15 protein-coding genes are annotated in these 16,977 nt (G+C 41.3%); 5 read left to right on the forward strand and 10 right to left on the reverse strand.

Translation table 11 applies throughout. The features are described 5' to 3' along the window. Positions 1-275: 275 nt before the first annotated feature. Genes QL986_RS08150 through cydC form a run of 5 tightly spaced genes read left to right on the forward strand, consistent with a single transcriptional unit; the run spans position 276 to position 6,666 of the window. The gene (locus QL986_RS08150) at positions 276-1,859 is read left to right on the forward strand and encodes a cytochrome ubiquinol oxidase subunit I (RefSeq protein WP_013465416.1); all 1,584 of its coding nucleotides are present in this window, start codon (positions 276-278) and stop codon (positions 1,857-1,859) included. Beyond that, positions 1,856-2,995, forward strand: a complete 1,140-nt coding sequence (cydB, locus tag QL986_RS08155; protein ID WP_096038619.1) for a cytochrome d ubiquinol oxidase subunit II — start codon at positions 1,856-1,858, stop codon at positions 2,993-2,995. Before QL986_RS08150 ends, cydB begins: the two co-directional genes overlap by 4 nt. A gap of 12 nt (positions 2,996-3,007) precedes the next feature. Beyond that, the gene (gene cydX, locus QL986_RS08160; RefSeq protein ID WP_013465418.1) at positions 3,008-3,172 is read left to right on the forward strand and encodes a cytochrome bd-I oxidase subunit CydX; all 165 of its coding nucleotides are present in this window, start codon (positions 3,008-3,010) and stop codon (positions 3,170-3,172) included. Then, entirely contained in the window at positions 3,162-4,937 is a 1,776-nt protein-coding gene (cydD, locus tag QL986_RS08165; RefSeq protein WP_058155029.1) for a thiol reductant ABC exporter subunit CydD, read from the forward strand. Before cydX ends, cydD begins: the two co-directional genes overlap by 11 nt. Beyond that, complete coding sequence (cydC, locus tag QL986_RS08170) at positions 4,930-6,666, forward strand: thiol reductant ABC exporter subunit CydC (protein WP_096038620.1); 1,737 nt, start codon at positions 4,930-4,932, stop codon at positions 6,664-6,666. The genes cydD and cydC overlap by 8 nt, the downstream gene beginning before the upstream one ends. Here cydC and QL986_RS08175 read toward each other — a convergent pair. The 10 genes from QL986_RS08175 to QL986_RS08220 form a co-directional block, all read right to left on the reverse strand. Next, complete coding sequence (locus QL986_RS08175; protein ID WP_013465421.1) at positions 6,663-7,070, reverse strand: septal ring lytic transglycosylase RlpA family protein; 408 nt, start codon at positions 7,068-7,070, stop codon at positions 6,663-6,665. The two genes, cydC and QL986_RS08175, sit on opposite strands and share 4 nt — an antisense overlap. Before the next feature lie 178 nt (positions 7,071-7,248). Continuing rightward, complete coding sequence (lpxA, locus tag QL986_RS08180) at positions 7,249-8,019, reverse strand: acyl-ACP--UDP-N-acetylglucosamine O-acyltransferase (protein WP_013465422.1); 771 nt, start codon at positions 8,017-8,019, stop codon at positions 7,249-7,251. A gap of 2 nt (positions 8,020-8,021) precedes the next feature. After that, positions 8,022-8,474, reverse strand: coding sequence for a 3-hydroxyacyl-ACP dehydratase FabZ (gene fabZ / locus QL986_RS08185; RefSeq protein ID WP_008110974.1), 453 nt, complete (start codon positions 8,472-8,474; stop codon positions 8,022-8,024). Between the two features lie 27 nt (positions 8,475-8,501). Continuing rightward, positions 8,502-9,524 (reverse strand): UDP-3-O-(3-hydroxymyristoyl)glucosamine N-acyltransferase, encoded by a 1,023-nt coding sequence (gene lpxD, locus QL986_RS08190; protein ID WP_013465423.1) that lies wholly within the window; start codon positions 9,522-9,524, stop codon positions 8,502-8,504. A 7-nt stretch (positions 9,525-9,531) separates the two neighbouring features. After that, positions 9,532-10,050 (reverse strand): OmpH family outer membrane protein, encoded by a 519-nt coding sequence (locus QL986_RS08195; protein WP_008467513.1) that lies wholly within the window; start codon positions 10,048-10,050, stop codon positions 9,532-9,534. A gap of 11 nt (positions 10,051-10,061) precedes the next feature. Then, positions 10,062-12,533, reverse strand: a complete 2,472-nt coding sequence (gene bamA, locus QL986_RS08200; protein WP_058155514.1) for an outer membrane protein assembly factor BamA — start codon at positions 12,531-12,533, stop codon at positions 10,062-10,064. A 106-nt stretch (positions 12,534-12,639) separates the two neighbouring features. Beyond that, positions 12,640-13,992, reverse strand: coding sequence for a sigma E protease regulator RseP (rseP, locus tag QL986_RS08205; protein ID WP_058155036.1), 1,353 nt, complete (start codon positions 13,990-13,992; stop codon positions 12,640-12,642). A 1-nt stretch (position 13,993) separates the two neighbouring features. Continuing rightward, positions 13,994-15,196, reverse strand: coding sequence for a 1-deoxy-D-xylulose-5-phosphate reductoisomerase (gene ispC, locus QL986_RS08210; RefSeq protein WP_138764499.1), 1,203 nt, complete (start codon positions 15,194-15,196; stop codon positions 13,994-13,996). Continuing rightward, positions 15,193-16,059, reverse strand: coding sequence for a phosphatidate cytidylyltransferase (locus QL986_RS08215; protein WP_008110985.1), 867 nt, complete (start codon positions 16,057-16,059; stop codon positions 15,193-15,195). The genes ispC and QL986_RS08215 overlap by 4 nt, the downstream gene beginning before the upstream one ends. 21 nt (positions 16,060-16,080) lie before the next feature. Beyond that, positions 16,081-16,860, reverse strand: a complete 780-nt coding sequence (locus QL986_RS08220) for an isoprenyl transferase (protein ID WP_008110986.1) — start codon at positions 16,858-16,860, stop codon at positions 16,081-16,083. Positions 16,861-16,977 lie beyond the last annotated feature (117 nt).

The raw sequence follows: 16,977 nt of genomic DNA on the forward strand, positions 1-16,977 counted from the left end.
GTAAACCCGGCGTTCATACCGATTAGTTTACCGTGTTTTAAGGCTAGGTTAAACGCTTAAAACACACCACTTTTTTCTAACTTACTCTTAATTGATGATTGCGTATTTTATAGACTGATGTAATGTCATAGTATATTAAAGTTTTCTAATATACATATTGACAAAAATTGTACAAACGCTAATAATGATGCAAACTTTCAGAAATTACTGAAAGTTTATTAAAACATTAACAATTGCTTTGTGCTGTCACTGCATCACAACCAAAGGAGCCAAAAATGATAGATGAAACCTTTGTGGATCTATCGCGATTACAGTTTGCTGTCACCGCTCTATTTCATTTTTTATTTGTGCCGTTAACAATCGGTATGACCTGGATTTTAGTTATCATGGAATCGGTTTATGTTATGACCGGTCGCGAAATTTATCGTGATATGACTAAGTTTTGGGGCAAGTTATTTGGTATTAACTTTGCTATTGGCGTGGCGACGGGCCTCACCATGGAATTTGAGTTTGGTACTAACTGGTCGTATTACTCGCACTATGTGGGTGATGTATTTGGTGCGCCACTGGCCATTGAAGGCTTAATGGCATTCTTTTTAGAATCAACCTTTGTGGGAATGTTCTTTTTAGGTTGGGATAGGCTCTCTAAACGCCAGCATTTAGGGGTCACATTTTTAATGGCGCTGGGCACAAATATGTCTGCGCTGTGGATTTTAGTCGCTAATGCGTGGATGCAAAATCCAGTAGGGGCTGAGTTTAACTATCAAACCATGCGCATGGAAATGACCAGTTTTGCAGAGCTGGTATTTAACCCTGTAGCACAAGTTAAGTTTATTCATACCGTGTCTGCAGGTTATGTGGCCGCCTCTATGTTTGTACTTGGAATTAGTAGCTGGTACATATTAAAAGGACGTGATTTGGCATTTGCTAAACGGTCGTTCTCGGTGGCATCAGGCTTTGGTTTAGCCTCTATTTTGTGTGTTATTTTACTCGGTGATGAATCTGGCTACGAAGTCGGTGAAGTACAAAAAGTAAAACTCGCGACCATAGAAGCTGAATGGCATACAGAAGAAGCTCCAGCAGCCTTTACTGCAATAGGTTTCCCTGACTCAGAAGAGCAAGTCACTCATGCTGCAGTAAAAATTCCCTACGCATTAGGGATTATTGCAACTCGCTCACTTGATGAGCAAGTGATTGGTATTTCAGATCTTGAGAAAAAACACGAAAAGCGTATTCGCAATGGCATGATTGCTTATGAATACCTAGAAAAACTTCGCGCAGGTGACGATACCCCTGCAAATATCGAAAAGTTTGATAACGTCAAAGATGATTTAGGCTATGGCTTATTACTTAAACGTTACACTCCTAATGTGGTAGATGCCAGCGAGGCACAAATACAACAAGCCGTTAAAGACTCCTTCCCTAAAGTGGGCCCTATGTTTTGGTCATTTAGGATTATGGTTGGCTGTGGCGTAATTATGCTTGGCGTGTTTATTCTCTCTTTTTATTACAACGCCCATCGTATTATTGAACAAAAACGTTGGTTGTTGTGGGCGGCGGTATTGAGCATTCCTCTGCCTTGGATTGCTATTGAATTTGGTTGGATTGTGGCTGAATATGGCCGCCAGCCATGGGCTATTTCTGAAGTATTACCGACCTTTTTAGCAACGTCATCGCTGACGGTAAATGATATTTTAATTAGCTTGACCGGTTTTATTGTTTTCTATACTGGATTGGCGATTGTTGAAGCATGGTTAATGATTAAATTTATTAAGCAAGGCCCAAGCTCCCTTCATACCGGTAAGTACCATTTTGAATTACCTGATCACAGCACGGCTGCTAAAGGAGAACTATCATGATTTTTGATTATGAAACATTAAAAATGCTCTGGTGGTTAATTATTGGTGTGCTGTTAATTGGTTTTGCCATTACCGATGGTATGGACATGGGCGTTGCTATGTTACTGCGCTTTGTGGGCAAAACAGACAGTGAACGTCGTACCGTTATTAATACCATTGGTGCCCACTGGGATGGTAACCAAGTATGGTTTATTACTGCTGGCGGTGCCTTGTTTGCAGCGTGGCCTATGGTTTATGCGGCAGCGTTTTCTGGTTTTTACTTTGCCATGATGCTGGTGTTATTTGCATTATTTTTTAGACCTCTTGGCTTTGATTATCGCTCTAAAGTTGACTCTAAACACTGGCGTAATAACTGGGACTGGGGCTTGTTTGCCGGTAGTGCCATACCTGCGCTGGTATTTGGTGTCGCGTTTGGTAACTTGTTTTTGGGTGTACCGTTTAATATCGATAATTTATTAAGAGTCAGTTACCAAGGGTCGTTTTTCGCCTTGCTTAATCCATTTGCGCTCATTGCCGGTTTAGTTAGTATTACCATGTTAATTGCACACGCGGGAATGTGGCTACAACTGCGCACTGCAGATCAGGTTGCTGAGCGCTCAGGACAATACGGTCGCTACTCATTACTTGCCTTTATAGTGTTATTTGCGGCGGCTGGTGTGTGGGTTGCCAACCTAACGGGCTATCAAATTGTTTCTATGGGTGATACTCAAGGCCATGCAGATCCACTGGCAAAAGTAGTCACAACCGCCCAAGGCGCATGGCTGAATAACTACAGCGAACGTCCATGGACAATGACCTTCCCTATTTTGGCATTTGCAATGGCACTGTGTGCACTGCTGTTTTCTAAAGTAAATAAACCCGCTTTAGGCTTACTGGCAACCAGTGTGATGTTAATTGGAGTGATTATGACCGCGGGCGTTTCGTTATTCCCATTTATCATGCCCTCAAGCAACAACCCTGATATTAGCTTAACCATTTGGGATGCGGTATCAAGCCACAGAACACTCAATGTTATGTTTATTGCTGTGGTTATATTTGTGCCACTCATTTTAGCCTACACCACGTGGTGTTATGTAAAAATGTGGCGCAGAGTGACGGTTGATGAAATTGAAAACAACCCTCACGGCAGCTATTAAGGAGACTAAATTATGTGGTATTTCGCGTGGATTTTAGGTGTATTACTTGCCTGTACATTAGGCGTAATAAATGTAATGTGGTATGAGTTTCATCAAAATAAAAACAGTATTGCTGATGATGAACAAGCCACCCATGATTTATTAAACGAGCATAATACAACTCATAATGACGACTAACCCCCGACCTAATCGCGCGCAGCAACAGTCTCTGCGCGCTTTTTTAAAGCAGCAAAGTAAGCCGGCAGCAATGTGGTTAAAGCTAAGCATTGCCCTAGGTACAGTTAATGCGATTTTAATGATTGCAGGCGCTTATTTACTTGCACAAACCATTCATGATGTGATGTTTGAAGGGCGTAATTTAGCCCAAGTAACCCACTTTTTATGGCCTTTAGCGGGTATTATTTTACTGCGCGCCATTTTTTTAGCGTTAAGTGAGCGCTTAAGCGCATTTGCAGCGCTTAAAATCAAATCGGCTATTCGCCAAACTTTACTCGATAAACTCACGCTACTTGGGCCAAGTTATATAGAGCAACACGGCCAAGGCGCTACGCTCAACACGCTGCACAATGGTGTAGAAGCACTGCATGACTACTATGCAAAGTACTTACCAGGGGTTGCCTATAGTGCGCTTATTCCTCTGGCAATATTAGTGGTTATATTTCCGACCGATTATAAAGCGGGACTGATATTTTTATTAACCGCACCACTTATTCCGTTTTTTATGATTCTAGTTGGTCATAAGGCAGAAGCGCTTAACCAAAAGCGCTGGCAACAACTGGCGGTATTAGGCAACTACTTTTTTGACCGCATACAAGGGCTTACCCAACTAAAATTGTTTAATGCTACGCGCAAAGAGCTAAAGCAAATAGCCCAAATTTCAGATGATTTTAGGCATGCAACGCTAAGCGTGTTAAAAATTGCTTTTTTATCTTCTTTTGCACTGGAGTTTTTAGCCACAATTAGTGTGGCACTGGTAGCGGTTATTATTGGTTTTAGATTATTTTTTGGCACGCTCGATTTTGCAACCGGCTTTGTAGTATTGCTGCTAGCGCCTGAATTTTACTTACCGCTTCGCCAATTAGGCAGCCATTATCATGCGCGCTTACAAGGAATTAGTGCTGCTGCAGATATGCTAATCATTTTAAATGCACCACTGCCATCAAAAAATAATAACCACACAGCTCATATAAACATGGAGGGTAACAGCACTATCAGCGTCCATGATCTCAATTTTAGTTACCCTAATAGCAATGAGGGAATTAATAATATTAATTTAACCCTGCCAAGCACAGGACTAGTAGCCATTGTGGGAGCTAGCGGCTCAGGTAAGAGCACCCTACTTGATTGCATGCTTGGTTTTCACCCAGAAGTAATACAACACATATCCATTGACCAACAACCATTGACGACAGCCGATATAAGCCAATTACAACAAAACATTGCCTGGATCCCACAAAAGCCAACCTTATTTTACGACACCATTGGCGCTAATATAAAGCTAGGTAACCCAGGCGTTTCAAATGCAGCACTTGAGCAGGCGGCGCAGCAAGCTGGTGCGCTGGAATTTATTAACGACTTACCTGATGGGTTTAACACATTAATAGGTGAACAAGGCGAAGGGCTCTCTGGAGGACAAAAGCAGCGTATTGCTTTAGCTCGTGCATTTTTAAAAAACGCCCCTATTTTAATGCTTGATGAGCCAACCGCTCATTTAGACAGTCAAACTGAACAGCTCATTCAAAACGCTATTGCTGAGTATGCAAAAGAACACTTAGTGATCACCATAGCGCACCGCTTAAATACAGTAAGAAATGCCAAACAACTTATCGTTATGGAAAACGGTGCCATCGCTCAGCAAGGCGACTTTATAACGCTCAGCCAGCAAGCTGGCGAATTTGCAAAGCTGCTGCAAACAGCGCAACATGGAGCGACTAATGACTAACTTTATTCGTTTACTTAAATTGTGCCGCCCTCATTATAAAGCGATGCTTTTAGGGACGTTTCTAGCGTCACTCACGGTGCTAGCTAATGTAGGCTTACTCGCTATTTCCGGCTGGTTTTTAGCTTCTATGGCTGCCGCAGGAATTGCGGGCGTCCATATGAACTACTTTACCCCAGCTGGCACCATTCGTTTTTTGGCGATTGTGCGCACCGCTTCACGTTACGCTGAACGCTTAGTTACTCACAACGCCACATTTTTATTGTTAAGTGAAATACGAGTAAATATGTTCGCCACACTCAGTAAACTTAATAATCTTGATTTGGCTATGAGCCGCAGTGCCGATTTAGTTAACCGCTTACAAAATGATGTAGACGCACTAGATAAATTTTATTTAAATGTGTTGCTGCCGATGTTAGTTGCTCTACTAACAGTGCCTATTATTATGCTGTTTATGTCTGCTTACAGCCCAAGTGTAGCCTTAATTTGCTTTACGGGCATCGTTGTTATTGGGGTGGTTATACCCGCTATATTGAGCAGACAATTAGATAAAAACAGCCACCAAGAAACATTACTCAGCGCCCAATTAAGAGCTGAGCTATCTGATACCTTAACGGGTCTTAGAGAACTAAATATTTATCAAGCTCGAAACCAACAACTCACTAAGTGTGATCAGTTAAGTAAGCAGTATAATCAGCAATTATTTATTCGTCATAAGGCTCTTGGCAATGCTGATGGTTTGAGCTTACTTATAGTGCAACTGGCTATGATCGCCAGCATTGTCACTATTGTGCCGCTGGTGTTTAGCGCCGAGATGGTAAATGTTGAATTGGCGATGTTGAGTTTGTTTGTACTGGCCAGTTTTGAAAGTGTATTGTTACTACCCAACGCGTTTATTGAACTACCTAATGTATTAAAAGCAGCTGAGCGACTATTTACCCTTGAAGATAAAGTACTGAAGAAAAACGAGGTACCTTCACAAGTTATTGATTCAAAAAATAAAAAATGGACACTTTCGCTAGATAAAATTAGCTACCACTATGGCCAAAAGCAGGCATTAAATAATGTGAGTTTTGAGCTACCTGCAAAGCATAAAGTGGCGATTGTTGGACGAAGCGGCAGTGGTAAAACAACCTTAGTGAATTTACTCAGCGGTTTATGGCCTCTGCAACAAGGTGCAATTAGCTTACAAAACGAAAAAGAAACAATAAACCTGCATAATTTAAATAATGAAAGCCGTGCAAAAACATTAAATATTTTAGCCCAGCAGCATCATATTTTTGATGGTACATTAAGCGATAATCTTGCCTATGCGGCACCTGATGCAACACCGCAACAAATGACAGCGGCGTTAAAACAAGCCGAGCTGGGTGACTGGTTTAGCGCGCTAAAAGAAGGCTTAAATACTCGTTTAGGCACAGGGGGACGCAGTGTCTCTCAAGGCCAGTCAAGACGCATTGCCTTGGCACAAGCGCTGCTGCAACAACCCGCCATTGTAGTGCTCGATGAACCCACTGAAGGGCTCGATAATATTTCTAAACAAGCCGTAATGAACAGTATTTTACAGCTAAAAGAGCATGCTAGTGTATTAACAATTACTCATGATCCAGCGTTGTTATCGCAAATGGATAGTGTCATCTGGTTAGACAGTGGACAAATCATCGCTCAAGGTTCACATCAACAATTGCTCAATGAACACCCTGACTATGTGGCGTTAACGACCCGCTTTTAGTCCTTAGCAGTATTACTTTTATCAATAACGGTGACCGTTACATCAATAACGCCGACTTTAGGGTCGGCTATTTTTTTAAACATCGCCTTAGATAAATCAATAATTCGACCCCGAATATAAGGCCCCCTGTCATTAATTCTGACCACTACAGACTTATTATTAGCAATATTGGTAACTTTCACTTTTGTACCAAATGGGAGTCTTAGGTGCGCAGCCGTTGCCGCCTGTTGGCTAAAACGTTCGCCATTAGCCGTGGTTCTGCCATGATATTTGTCTGCATAGAATGATGCTTTACCTCGCTCTGACATATCACTTTGTTGATTAATTATTTGCCTTGGCGCAGTACTACAAGCAGTTAACATAACCAATAGCATTGAAAGCAATACTAACTTTATCCGTTTCATTATTAATACTTTATAGGAAAATGTGTAGGGAGTGTAATAAGGTAAGCCTGAGTAGAGACTGAATTTAATAAACATAGCAACATGCACTTCATGGCTGAGTTATTAATCAAATATCAGCTAATAAAAAACCACCTTGATTACTCAAAGGTGGTTTTTTTATAAATTAAAATGCTCTTTATTAACGCACGATACCGCGCTCTGAGCTTTTAACAAAATCAATCATCAGCTGCACAGCAGGGTATTTTTCAGCGTCTTCTGAAAGCGATTCTATCGCTTCATCAACGCCTAGGCTCTTGCGATAAAACGCTTTGTACGCGCGGCGTACTGCCATTATCTCATCACTTTCAAAACCACGGCGTTTCATACCTTCGGTATTGATTGCTGCAGGGCCTGCTGGCATCCCAATGGTGGTAACAAAAGGAGGTACGTCTTTATTTACACCAGAATACATACCAACAAATGCATGAGCACCAATTTTACAAAATTGATGCACACCTGAGTTACCCGCTAAAATAACCCAATCACCAACATGAACGTGACCTGCTACACTGGCATTATTTGCAAAAATAACGTTATCGCCAATCACCGCATCGTGTGCAACATGAGTGTAAGCCATAAATAAGTTATTGCTACCTATTTTGGTAACACCTTCATCTTGGATTGTACCGCGATGAATAGTCGCACATTCACGAATAACATTATTGTCGCCAATAATTAAGCTTGTTGGTTCGTTGTTATATTTTTTGTCTTGGCAGGCTTCGCCCACAGAAGCAAACTGAAAAATATGGTTACCAGAGCCAATAGTAGCAGGCCCTTTAACAACAACGTGAGACTCAATAATACAGTCATCACCAATAACAACATCATTACCGATGTAACTGTATGGTCCAACTGACACATTGTTACCAAGTTTTGCACCCGGTTCGATTATTGCCGTAGCATGGATCACAATTAAAACTCTCTTCTAGCACACATGATTTCGGCGCTACACACTGTTTTGCCGTCAACTTTAGCTTCAGCCGCAAATTTCCATATGTTACGACGCTCTTTTAAAAACTTAACATGAAGATGCATGGTATCACCTGGCACAACCGGCTGCTTAAAACGAGCATTGTCTACGGCTGCAAATAGATAAAGTTCGTTTTCACTACGATTTTCAACCGTTTTAAACCCTAATAGGCCAGTTGCTTGTGCCATTGACTCTAATATTAGCACACCAGGAAAAATCGGCTGGTTTGGGAAATGGCCGGTGAAAATGGGTTCATTAATCGATACATTTTTAATTGCATGTAACGATTCACCAGGGGTGAAATCTATAACGCGATCAATCAGTAGCATCGGGTAACGGTGCGGTAATAAACTTAAAATTTCTTGAATATCAAGGCTATTTAATTCGTTTGCCAAAATAGCATCCTTATTAGTGTTCAACGTTCATGACTTATTCAATGCTTCAAGCGCTTTTAGACGTGACTTCATGTCTGAAAGGTTACGCAAATGAGCAATTGACTTTCGCCATTCTTTGTTAGTCGTATGAGGCATACCGGATGAGTAAATACCCGGTTCGGTGATTGATTTAGTCACCATACTCATACCAGTAATTATAACACCATCACATACAGACATGTGACCGTTAATTGCGGTCATGCCGCCAATCTGGCAATTTTTACCTATGCTGACACTGCCTGCAAGTACAGTACAACCGGCAATTGCAGTGCCTGACTGAACTTCAACGTTGTGTGCTATTTGACACTGATTATCAATAATAACGTTACTGTGAATAATAGTATCATCGAGTGCACCACGATCTATGGTGGTGCTTGCACCAATTTCGACTTTATCGCCAATGATCACTGAGCCTAGTTGTGGAATTTTAAGCCACTGACCACGTTCATTCGCATAACCAAAACCGTCGCTGCCAATAACAGTATTCGCTTGAAATAAACAGTCTGCGCCAATCTCAACATCATGATAAACGCTCACACTTGACCATAGTTTGGTGCCTGAGCCTATTTTAACACGTTCACCAATAAAACTGTTCGGACCAATTTGTACGTTATCGCCAATCACAGCGTCAGCTTCAATTACAACATTCGCGCCTATGGCTGCGCTTTTACTGACTTGCGCACTGGCATGTATAACCGCACTTGGGTGTATACCACTAATGGCACTACGTGGCGTGGTATCCATTAACTGAGCGAGTTTGGCGTAATTCACATACGGATTGGCGACGATGATTTTGTTGCCTGAAAAATAAGGCGCATCCTCAGGACTCAGTATCACAGCACTGGCTTGTGTTGTTTCAAGCTGAGAGCGATATTTCTTGTTCGCTAAAAATGCAATATGCCCAGTCTGGGCATTTGCAAGTGTTGCTATTTTTTTAATTTCTAAAGCGCCATCACCTTGTAGCTCGGCGCTTAGAAGTTCCGCAATTTGCGAAAGCGTATAATTTTGCATAGATTAATTATTTCTTACTTACAGCGTCTACAACTTTTTCAGAAAGATCAGTTACTTCTTTAGGGTTAAAGTAAATTGTTGTGTCTTTTACTTTAACTTCGTCGAAGTCGCCTTTTTTAGCAATCTCTTGGATTGTTTCAATGATTAGAGTCTGAACTTTAGCCAACTCTTGATTTTGGCGTGATTTAATTTCTTGCTCTAGAGGACGACCTTTTTCAGCAAGATTTTTTTGCATACCTTGAATTTTATCACGTAATGCGTCTTTTTGGTCTTGACTCATTGTAGTGCTTTCACGCTTAAACTTTTCAGCTTCAAAGCGAATGTCACCTTGTAACTTTTCAAGCTCTTGACGACGCTCTGCAAACTCAGTTTGCAGAGACTGTTCAATTTTAGCCATTTGTGGAAGCTGCTTGTAGATTTCTTGCATATCTACAATACCCACTTTATGAGCAAAAGCGTTAACTGATGTACCCATCATAAGTGTAGCTAAAACGGCAACTGCTGTTGATTTGAATAATTTTTTCACAATAAACTCCTTTAGAAAGTGTTACTAATATTAAAACTGATGGTCTTGGTATCGTCATCTTCTTCTTTTTGCAACGGATACGCAAAGCTGATCAGCATCGGACCCATAGGTGAGATCCACTGTAATGATAAACCGGTTGCAACCCTAAAGCGCATTGGGTCTGAGTAGTCATCTAATTTTGCACGCTCATCAATCCCTAAGTTTTGATAGCGATCAACACTGAATTCGGTATCCCATACGTTGGCAGCGTCAACAAAGAAACTCGTTCGCACTGAACTAGTATTTTCTTCATCTAAGAATGGAGTAGGTACAATAAGCTCCATACCTGCCACTGCTTTAGCATTACCACCAATACGACCTTGTGGTATTAGCACGTCAAACTCTGACGCCCCACCAATGTTGCCTGTGGTTGTGCCATCACCTGATGGCGTACCTGGTATTGATTGCGGTATACGCGAAACAGCACGCGGTAAAATGGTATTTCTATCAAAGCCACGTAATTCCATTTCAGTGATACGGAAGTATTCTTGGAACGGTAAAGTTTGATCATAGCCATTGGTAGAGCCATAACCATTACCATAACCTAATGCAGCACGCGTTGAGAAAACCCAACGATGATCGTTAGAAATCGGCCAGTAAAAACGCGAATCATAATTTAATTTAAAGTACTGTAAATCAGAGTTTGGCGTTGTGGCTGTTAAGTTTAATGTTTGTCGTGAACCTGCCGTTGGGAATAAACCACGGTTAACTGTAACACGTGACCAACCAACACTTAGCTCGTACTTTGTAAATTCAAAGCCCGCATCTGGATTTTCTGGATCTAAGAAGGTTTCACGTAGTACACGTGTTTGCTCATATTCAGCAATATCTGACAATTGTTCTTCTATCCAACGTGCGCCAAAGTTAATACGGTTAATGGCATCAATTGGGAAACCAATGTTTGTCCCTAACCCATAACTTTTTGACTTATAGTCAATCAAGCTAAACTGACTGGCATCGTAGTTACTGTAAAAGATACTGCTGCCCTGCGATACGCCATCCGGCGTAAAGTAAGGGTCGGTATACGATACACTGACACGCTCAGAGCCGCGTGAAGTATTAATATTAAAGCCAATTTGGTTACCTGTGCCTAAAAAGTTAGACTCGGTTACACCAATATTAAACTGCAGACCTAAGTATGAGCCATAGGCAAGACCGGCATTGAAGCTGCCCGCAGATTGCTCTTTAACAGTAAAGTCAACGTCCACTTGGTCATCCACACCTGGAACTGGCACCACATTAAAATCAACGGTTTCCATATAAGGTAAACGTTGAATTTGTAGTTTAGAACGCTCTAGATTTTGATTAGATAACCATGCGCCTTCAAGCTGTGTCATTTCACGACGCAGTACTTCATCAGCCGTGTTTTGGTTACCACCTACAATAATTCGACGAACATACACACGCTTGCCTGGGTCAACCGACAGAGTCAATTGTACTTCTTGGTTCTCGTCATCAATTTCTGGAATCGTACGTACTTCAGCATTGGCGTAACCAAAACGCGCCAAGTAGCTTTTGATAAATTCTTCTGATGAGGTAACCACTGATCCGTTATAAAGCTCGCCTGTACGCAGTGGAATAACACTTTTTATTAATTCTTCACGACCGAGTAAATCACCGATGAAATCAAAGCCTTTCACTTTGTATTTAACGCCTTCGGTAATATTTGCCGTTACATAAACAGACTCACGTTCAGGGCTAACTGATACTTGAGTTGAGTCAATATTAAAGCGTAAATAGCCACGGTCTAAATAAAAGCTGCGAATTTTCTCTAAATCGCCTTCAATGGTTTGTTTTTGATAGCGGTCGCTACCCATAAACTGCCACCATGGTAAGTCTTGCTGTGACTCAACTAGTTGCAATAACTCTTCGTTTGAGAAAAGCTCATTACCTACTAAGTTAATTTGACGAATGGAGGCTGCATCGCCCTCGTCAAACTCAAGTCTTAATTTAACCCGATTACGTGGTAATTTAGTAACACTGATATCCACTTTTGCATTGTATTTACCAATACTGTGGAAAAATTCAATCAGGCCTTTTTCGATGTTATCGATTACCGTTTTATCAAGCGGCTCGCCTTGGCGAATATCTTGTTGATCGAGTGACTGATTTAACTGCTCATCTTTTATGTCTTTATTGCCTTCAAATTCAATAAAGCTAATGGTTGGACGTTCAGTTACTTTAAAAATAACGTTATTACCATCACGTAACGCTTTTATATTGTCAAAGTGACCAGAGCGATAAAGTGACTTAATTGTTTTTGAAATTGTATATTCATCAACATTGTCGCCCACGTTAATAGGAATATGCGTTAATGCAGCACCAAGTGCAACACGTTGCAATCCCTCAACTTTTAAATCTTCAACAATAAAGGAGTTTTGGCCTAGGGCTGCAAAGCTTGCACCCAATAAACTTGAAACTACCAAATGTTTTTTTATAGCCATTTTATTATCTTTATCCTTTACAACTGTATTACCGCTTAGCATCGAAAATTAAATATTTACGAGCTTTACAATCGTGTTCTAATTTGTCGTTACCACGCTTACATAACTACAAGCGCGATACATCATTGAACAAAGCGAAACATGTTAGAAAAATGAGTAGCAAGGCTCCCACTTTAAAACCAAACTCTTGTGTCTTTTCAGAGACTGGCTTTTTACGAAAAAGTTCAATTATGTAATACATTAAGTGCCCACCATCAAGCACTGGCAGAGGAAGTAAATTAAATACTCCCAAGTTAACGCTTATCAAAGCTAAAAAGCTTAAAAATGCGACTAATCCATAACTAACACTGGTGCCGGCGCCTACGGCTATGCCGACGGGTCCACTTAGGTTTTTAACCGACACTTGGCCTGTTATTAAGTTACCTATCATGTCAAAACTCAGCGTAATTAAACGCCATGTTTCTTTTGTGCCCAGCACAATACTATCTAGTGGCCCATAATGTCTAGTCTCTACAAAATCATCAGGCCACTGCTCTACAACGGGAGCAACACCCAAAAAGCCTTGCTCTATGCCATTACTGACGACCCGGCTCTTTGGAGTAACTGTTATTGTTTTTATACTATCTTGTCTTTTTACACTAAATTGTAAGGATTTGTTAGCCGATTGAGTAATAAGATTAACTAATTGCTGCCAACTGCTCATTGTTTCACCATTCACAGCTAAAATAACGTCGTTAACCTGTAAATTAGCCTGTTCAGCAGCTGAGTTTTTAGTAATAGCAGCAATAACCAAGGTTGCCTGAGGACGAAACGGTACAATACCTAACGAACTGAGCGGCGGTACATCTTGTTGATCAAGCTTCCAACCATCTAGGTTAAGCGTTTGCACTGTTTGCTGATAATTTTCGTTACGTAAGGTTACGGCAACGCTTTTATCACCTAAATGAGACATCAAAGAAAAGGTCGCATCTTGCCAATTACTTATGTCGTCATCACCAATTTTAATAATTTGCTGGGTTGGCATAATACCGGCCTGTTCAGCTCGACTGCCTTCAACAACACTACCCACAACTGGTTTTATGGTTTGCACACCTACCATGTACATCACCGCTAAAGCAAAAATAGCGAACAAAAAGTTCGCCATCGGCCCTGCTGCCACAATGGCTATGCGGGCTTGAACTGATTTAGCATTAAACGATAAATGACGTTGATTGGCAGGCACTTCATCAACACGCTCGTCGAGCATTTTCACGTATCCGCCCAGCGGGATTGCCGCAATAACGTACTCAGTATTATATTTATCGTGCCATTTTAGTAAGGGTTTACCAAAACCAATTGAAAAGCGCAGTACCTTTACACCCGCTTTACGCGCAACCCAAAAATGACCATATTCATGAACGGTCACTAGAATGCCTAGTGCGAGTATAAACGAACCTAAATTCCAAAAAAAATCGAACATATCAATGCACCACTTTTGTTATAAACTGCGCAGCGCTGATGCGTGCTAAACGGTCACACTCTAAAATTTCATCGAGAGTTTTCGCATCAGTAAATTGTGCGGCGTCTAGCGTTTGCGCATTCACTTTATAAATATCCGTAAACCCAATCTGCCCCTGTAAAAACGCATTAACTGCAATCTCATTAGCCGCATTAACGGTGGTGGTGGCTCCTTGGCCTGCATCACAGGCTGCAATTGCAAGCTTTAAATTGGGGTAACGTGAGAAATCAGGTTTGGTAAACGAAAAATCACAAATATCAGAAAAATTTAACGGCTTGACACCCGCATCAATGCGCTCTGGATACGCAAGTGCATGCGCTATCGGGGTGCGCATATCAGGGTTACCCATTTGCGCTAAAATAGAGCCATCTTGGTATTGCACCATAGAATGGATAATACTTTGAGGATGAATCACCACATCAATATCGCTTGCATCACAGTTAAATAACCATTTAGCCTCAATAAACTCTAAGCCTTTGTTCATCATCGTAGCTGAGTCTACTGATATTTTTTGCCCCATAGACCAATTAGGATGAGCAACCGCTTCACTGACGCTAACGGTGTTAAGGGTATTGATATCGCGATTTAAAAACGGGCCACCTGAGCCAGTTAATAAAATTTTGCTAACCCCATGTTGCTCAAGCCTTGCTTGCCCTTGGGTATTTTGTAAAGCACTAGGTAAACACTGAAAAATAGCATTATGCTCGCTGTCGATGGGTAATAAAGTTGCTTGATGCTTTTTAACTTTATCAATGAATAACTGACCCGACATCACCAGTGACTCTTTGTTGGCAAGCAATACTTTTTTGCCCGCTTCAACAGCGCTCAAGGTAGGTAGTAATCCGGCTGCACCGACAATCGCTGACATAACCGTATCAACATCACCATGAGCACAGAGCTCACTCATGGCTTTCTCGCCATGCATTACTTGCGTTTTACTCTCATGCTTTAAAAGCGCAGAAAGCTGCTTAGCCGCCGATTCAGATGCCATTACAGCATAACGAGGCTGGTGAGCTATACACAGTTCAGCCATTTTTTTTGCATTTTGTCCTGCGGTCAATGCAAAAACTTTAAATTGCTGTTGGTTTCTTGCAACAACATCTAACGTGCTAAGACCTATCGACCCCGTCGCACCCAAAATAACCAGTTGTTGCACAGCACTCATAAGCTAAGCGTCCAAGCAAAGCAAATAACAAACATCGGTGCTGCCGCAGTTAAACTATCAATACGGTCTAAAATACCACCGTGTCCTGGTAAGCAACTGCCGCTATCTTTAAGTCCCGCTTCGCGCTTAAACATACTCTCAAGTAAATCACCTACCGCAGAAAACAAGGCAATAAACGCTGTCATAACTGCATAAATAGGCCATACAGAGGTATCAACGTTAGTGTAATAACAAAAAGCCAGTACAAATAACACCGCGGCAACCACGCCACCTGCGAGGCCTTCTATGGTTTTATTTGGACTAACTTTAGGCATTAACTTATGTTTACCAAAACTTTTACCTGTAAAGTAAGCGCCTATATCGGCACTCCATACAATGCCTAATACAACTAAAATGAGCATAGAGCCATAGTGAGTAGATTCCGTATATTGCGCACTACGCAGTGTGTTAAGTGCAAGCCATAGCGGTACTAAGGTCAACAAACCAGCAATGCCGCGCATCACAAGCCCTTCGTTCCACCCTTTCGCCATAGCAGGGTAACGCCACACTAAGTAACTGGCTACCAACCACCAAGAAAACGACAAGGTAAATAAGTAATTAGCATCGCCTACAAGTTGACCATCTTGCCATAGAGTCTCTATAGGCCAATGCAAATTGAGTAACCCTAGTAATACTGCCACTAATAACACGAAGGCGCCACGTTTTAGCTTATCGCATAGTCCCATAAAGGCAGACCATTCCCACGCGCCCATTAATACAATAGCACCCGCAAAATAACTAAATAACGTTAGTGGGGTGTAAAAAACCAAAGCCAGTGCTAATGGCGCTAGCACTAGTGAGGTTAAAATACGTTGTTTTAACAAAATGATGACCCTTAATCTATTTTAGGTTTGAGCGAGTAATTGTTTTATTTGTTCGCCCGTGCAACCAAAACGTCGCTCTCTGGCAACGTAACATGCAATGGCCTCTGCAAAAGCAGCTTCATTAAAATCAGGCCAAAGTGTATTTGTGAAATAAAGTTCAGCGTAGGCTGCCTGCCAAAGTAAAAAGTTACTAATTCTGACATCGCCACCGGTACGGATCAATAAATCAGGCTGAGCTTGATCTGCCATACTCATATGCTGTGCAATATGTTCTTCTGTAATATCTGCTGGGTCAATTTCTCCATTCGCTACTTGTAAAGCAACTTGCTTAGCAGCGTGAGTCATATCCCAGCGACCACCGTAATTTGCCGCAACATTTAAGTGCAGCCCGGTATTGTTCGCTGTTAGTTCTTGAGCTGTATGTACTTTAGCGCGCAAGCTTTCAGAGAATCGAGATAAATCTCCAATGATGGTTAGTTTTACGTTATTTTTATGCAGCTTTTTAACTTCTTTACTCAGTACAAATAAAAAAAGCTCCATAAGTGTATTTACTTCGTCTTCAGGGCGGCGCCAGTTTTCACTACTAAAAGCAAATAAGGTTAACGATTGTATTCCTAATTTAGTACAAAACTGCACGGATTGACGAACTGCATCCACGCCTTTTTTATGCCCATATACACGAGGTCTATTTCTAGCTTGTGCCCAACGCCCGTTCCCATCCATGATGATGGCAACATGTTTAGGTAAACATTGCTGTGAAATTGTATCAGCGTCTAGAACCATAAATTTTGTGTATTCCATAAAAAAACGCCGCCTAGTATACCCCAGACGGCGTTTCAAAACTAATAATTTTAACCTGTACCCGTGATAATAAATCTACATAAAGCAAATAATTATACAGCTAACAACCTTGTATTT

The organism is Pseudoalteromonas sp. APC 3250 (genome assembly GCF_030407915.1).
Classification (GTDB): domain Bacteria; phylum Pseudomonadota; class Gammaproteobacteria; order Enterobacterales; family Alteromonadaceae; genus Pseudoalteromonas; species Pseudoalteromonas tetraodonis.

Coding starts and splice junctions, on each gene's coding strand:
- QL986_RS08150 (WP_013465416.1), top strand. CDS start 276: ATGATAGATGAAACCTTTGTGGATCTATCGCGATTACAGTTTGCTGTC.
- cydB (WP_096038619.1), top strand. CDS start 1,856: ATGATTTTTGATTATGAAACATTAAAAATGCTCTGGTGGTTAATTATT.
- cydX (WP_013465418.1), top strand. CDS start 3,008: ATGTGGTATTTCGCGTGGATTTTAGGTGTATTACTTGCCTGTACATTA.
- cydD (WP_058155029.1), top strand. CDS start 3,162: ATGACGACTAACCCCCGACCTAATCGCGCGCAGCAACAGTCTCTGCGC.
- cydC (WP_096038620.1), top strand. CDS start 4,930: ATGACTAACTTTATTCGTTTACTTAAATTGTGCCGCCCTCATTATAAA.
- QL986_RS08175 (WP_013465421.1), bottom strand. CDS start 7,070: ATGAAACGGATAAAGTTAGTATTGCTTTCAATGCTATTGGTTATGTTA.
- lpxD (WP_013465423.1), bottom strand. CDS start 9,524: ATGCAAAATTATACGCTTTCGCAAATTGCGGAACTTCTAAGCGCCGAG.
- bamA (WP_058155514.1), bottom strand. CDS start 12,533: ATGGCTATAAAAAAACATTTGGTAGTTTCAAGTTTATTGGGTGCAAGC.
- rseP (WP_058155036.1), bottom strand. CDS start 13,992: ATGTTCGATTTTTTTTGGAATTTAGGTTCGTTTATACTCGCACTAGGC.
- ispC (WP_138764499.1), bottom strand. CDS start 15,196: ATGAGTGCTGTGCAACAACTGGTTATTTTGGGTGCGACGGGGTCGATA.
- QL986_RS08220 (WP_008110986.1), bottom strand. CDS start 16,860: ATGGAATACACAAAATTTATGGTTCTAGACGCTGATACAATTTCACAG.